The organism is Thioclava sp. UBA3469, from assembly GCF_002378135.1.
Taxonomy (GTDB): Bacteria; Pseudomonadota; Alphaproteobacteria; order Rhodobacterales; family Rhodobacteraceae; genus Thioclava; species Thioclava sediminum.
In genome coordinates this window covers 1-3,227 of record NZ_DFRG01000019.1, presented here as the reverse complement: position 1 = coordinate 3,227, position 3,227 = coordinate 1, and the positions used below count along the sequence as shown (strand labels likewise).

General features: G+C 65.0%; 5 protein-coding genes. 4 read left to right on the top strand and 1 reads right to left on the bottom strand.

Annotated elements, in window-relative coordinates:
* Window positions 1–306: 306 nt before the first annotated feature.
* Complete coding sequence (locus tag B3D39_RS01555) at window positions 307–633, bottom strand: TIGR02300 family protein (RefSeq protein ID WP_078519738.1); 327 nt, start codon at window positions 631–633, stop codon at window positions 307–309.
* A 143-nt stretch (window positions 634–776) separates the two neighbouring features.
* Between B3D39_RS01555 and B3D39_RS01550 the strand changes: the two genes are divergently transcribed.
* The 4 genes from B3D39_RS01550 to B3D39_RS01535 all read left to right on the top strand — a co-directional run bounded on the left by B3D39_RS01550 (window position 777) and on the right by B3D39_RS01535 (window position 3,096).
* Window positions 777–1,472: a M48 family metallopeptidase gene (locus B3D39_RS01550; protein WP_274962761.1), complete on the top strand. Its 696-nt coding sequence runs from the start codon at window positions 777–779 to the stop codon at window positions 1,470–1,472.
* A gap of 31 nt (window positions 1,473–1,503) precedes the next feature.
* Entirely contained in the window at window positions 1,504–2,160 is a 657-nt protein-coding gene (locus B3D39_RS01545) for a GntR family transcriptional regulator (protein WP_078519736.1), read from the top strand.
* A gap of 182 nt (window positions 2,161–2,342) precedes the next feature.
* Window positions 2,343–2,630, top strand: coding sequence for a 50S ribosomal protein L28 (gene rpmB, locus B3D39_RS01540; RefSeq protein WP_078519735.1), 288 nt, complete (start codon window positions 2,343–2,345; stop codon window positions 2,628–2,630).
* A gap of 160 nt (window positions 2,631–2,790) precedes the next feature.
* Window positions 2,791–3,096, top strand: coding sequence for a hypothetical protein (locus B3D39_RS01535; RefSeq protein ID WP_286789314.1), 306 nt, complete (start codon window positions 2,791–2,793; stop codon window positions 3,094–3,096).
* The last annotated feature ends 131 nt before the right edge of the window (window positions 3,097–3,227 follow it).

Here is a 3,227-nt window from a genome sequence, read left to right as displayed (position 1 = left end):
TCGAACCCCTGACCTCTTGAATGCCATTCAAGCGCTCTCCCAACTGAGCTATGGCCCCACCGGAGGTCCAGCGGGTAGCCCCGCTGTGTGGGGAGGCGTATAGGCAAAGCGCCGCGGCGGCGCAAGAGGAATTTCGCCCCGAACCGCGCGAAAATTTCGTCACTCTTACCTTCCCGAACGTCAGTCTTCATCCGCACCCGGAAACGGTGCGCGAGGCTGCGTGCCCGGGCAGGGCGCGGCACCAAAGAAAAAGGCGCCACGGTTTCCCGTCGCGCCTTGATCAATGGTCCAGAGCGGCCCAGCCGATCAGTTGTCTTCCTTATCCTCGGTGCTGACATCCGCGATGTCATCGAGCGAGACATTGTCGTCATCGTCGTCGTCGTCGAGCAGATCGTCGTCGAGATCCACGTCACCGTCATCGGTGTCGAGATCGTCATCTCCGAGACTGACGTCATCGTCTTTCTGAGACGACGTCTTGTCGGTCGTAAGCGTACGACCGCTGCCCGAGGTCAGAGCCTCGAGGGTAAAGGTGTTGTTGCAGACCGGGCAGGTCATCGGGTCGTTATTCAGGTCGTAAAAGCGGCTCGCGCAATGCGGGCACAGACGCTTGACGCCCCATTCCTCTTTCGGCATGGAATTCTCCTGCGCACTTAATCCAGCAGAGTCGCAGCCACCTGCCACATGCCGGGCAGGGTGTCAAAGCCTTTTCGTGCGTTTTCTGGCCGGGCTGCGACCCCCGGGCCACCTCTCGCTGTCGAACCTTTCGGAGAAAGCTTCTGTCCCGCACGCCCCCCATTCCCGAACTGCCTGAGGTGGAGTTGGTTCTGCGCCGCTCCGGGCGTGCGCGCAGGTTCTCTCTGCGGGTGTCGCGAGTGGACGGCCGGGTGGCGCTCACGATCCCGCGGGGTGCGTCCGAGCGCGAGGCTTTGGCCTTCGCGCGCTCGCAGACCGAATGGCTGCGCAAGACCCTCGGGGCGATTCCGCCCGCGCAGGCGGTACGATTCGGGCAAGGTATCCCCTTCGAGGGGCAGATGCTGACATTGGAGCCCGCACGATTGCGCAGCCCGAAGATCGACGGCGCGCGGCTCTTGGTGCCCGAAGACCCGGCGCGGCTGGGCGTGCGGGTCGAGACCTTTTTCAAACACGCGGCCCGGATGCGGCTCCACGCGGCCAGCGCGCGCTATGCCTCCGAGATCGGGCGCGACTTCGCCAAGATCACGATTCGCGATACGCGCTCGCGCTGGGGCTCGTGCAGCTCCACCGGGGCGCTTTCCTATAGCTGGCGGCTGATCATGGCGCCGCCGGAAGTGCTCGATTATGTCGCGGCCCATGAGGTCGCGCATCTCGAGGAGATGAATCACTCGCCCGCCTTCTGGCGCGTCGTCGAAGCCCTGCGTCCGAGCTTCAAGTCAGAGCGCGCCTGGCTCAAGCGCGAAGGCTCTGCGCTGCATGCGATCCGGTTTCGAGATTGACCCCCGCTGCTAACGTGATCACAAAAAGCGCATGACCACGATTTCCACACGCCCCATCGAGACCGCCGCCCATGATCGGCTTTACCGCGCCTTGCGTCAGCAGATCATGGTGGGGGAGTTGCTGCCGGGCACCGCGTTGACGCTGCGCGGCTTGGGCAAGCAATACGGCGTCTCCATGACCCCCGCGCGCGAGGCGTTGCGGCGGCTGGTGGCGGAAGGGGCGCTGACGCTGTCGAGTTCGGGCCGCGTCGCCACGCCGGAACTGTCGAACGAGCGGATCGAGGAGTTGGCGGCGCTGCGCGCATTGATCGAACCGGAGCTGTCGGCCCGCGCCCTACCGCGCGCCCACCTCGCGCTGATCGACCGTCTCGGCGCGATCAACGTCGCCAATGCCGAGGCTGTCGCGAAACAGGATGCGGTGGGCTACATCCGCACCAACCTCGAATTCCACCGCACGCTTTATCTGCGCGCGCAGGCGCCCGCGATGCTCGCGGTGATCGAAACCGTCTGGCTGCAGCTGGGGCCGACGATGCGCGCGGTCTACACCAAGCTGCAGCGCAACGAGCCGCCGCGCCACCACCGAATGATTCTCTCGGCTCTGCGGGCGGGCGACGAACCGGCGCTTCGATTGGCCGTGCGCACCGATGTGACCCAGGGTTTGCGCCACCTAGCCCAGCGTGGCTGGTAAAACCGCCCCTTAAGCGATGCGTGAGGGGCATAAAAACGGCTTGGGCGACTTGACGCGAGACGCCATTGCCCGTATTCCGCGCCAACAGATTTTCGGGCGCTGCCATGCGGCGCCTTCTCATGTTGGGGCCGGGCGCGCGATTCGCGTAACTTCGGCCAGGTAAGAAACGAAGGAAGAATGCCATGTCGCGCGTTTGCGAACTGACCGGCAAGGGCCCCACGACGGGCAACAAAGTGAGCCACGCGAACAACAAGTCGCGTCGTCGCTTCCTGCCGAACCTGAACGATGTCTCCCTGATCTCGGACACCCTGGGCCAGAGCTTCAAGCTGCGCGTTTCCGCAGCCGGCCTGCGCTCGGTTGACCATCGCGGCGGTCTCGACGCGTTCCTCGCCAAGGCGAAGGATGCAGAGCTGTCGGTGAATGCTCTGAAGATCAAGAAAGCGATCGCGAAAGCTCAGGCAGCCGCCTGATCCTTTCCGGATCCACAGTTACGAAAACCCCGCGCCTCGGCGCGGGGTTTTTGCTTATGCGGCTTTATCTGCCGTATTTCCCTCCCCGTGTCGTCACGCTAGTGTGAGCGCCATGTGGAGGACGCGCTTCAAGCTGCCAATCGGGATCGCCGCGGCGCTCATGCTGGCCATGACCAGCATGACGATGGCGGTCGCACGCGGTCAGGCGCGCGTCGCGGGCGAGGTTGTGCTCTGCACCGGCTATGGCGTGACCACGGTCAGCGTCGATGCCGAGGGCAACCCGACCGGCCCCGCCCATATCTGCCCCGACATGGTTCTGGCGATGATGGCCGCCGTCGCGCTCGCGCCGGCTCTGCCGACACCGCCGAAGGGCGAGGGGCGCAGCGTCGAGACGGTCGAACCCGAGACCGCGCAGGCGCAGGCCGTCGTGGTGCCGCGCGCCCGCGGACCGCCCGTGCCCGTCTGATCCCAAGCTTTCAGACGAACACACCCACAGGAGACGCAAATGATCCGCAAATACCTGATGAGCGCGGCCCTGATCGCCGCAGCTCTCCCCGCCTTCGCCGCCGAACCGATCCAGATCCTCGACCCTTACGT

Bases quoted from the DNA above. Each gene is read 5' to 3' on its own strand.
- B3D39_RS01555 (WP_078519738.1), bottom strand. From the start codon at position 633: ATGCCGAAAGAGGAATGGGGCGTCAAGCGTCTGTGCCCGCATTGCGCG.
- rpmB (WP_078519735.1), top strand. From the start codon at position 2,343: ATGTCGCGCGTTTGCGAACTGACCGGCAAGGGCCCCACGACGGGCAAC.
- B3D39_RS01535 (WP_286789314.1), top strand. From the start codon at position 2,791: ATGCTGGCCATGACCAGCATGACGATGGCGGTCGCACGCGGTCAGGCG.
- B3D39_RS01545 (WP_078519736.1), top strand. From the start codon at position 1,504: ATGACCACGATTTCCACACGCCCCATCGAGACCGCCGCCCATGATCGG.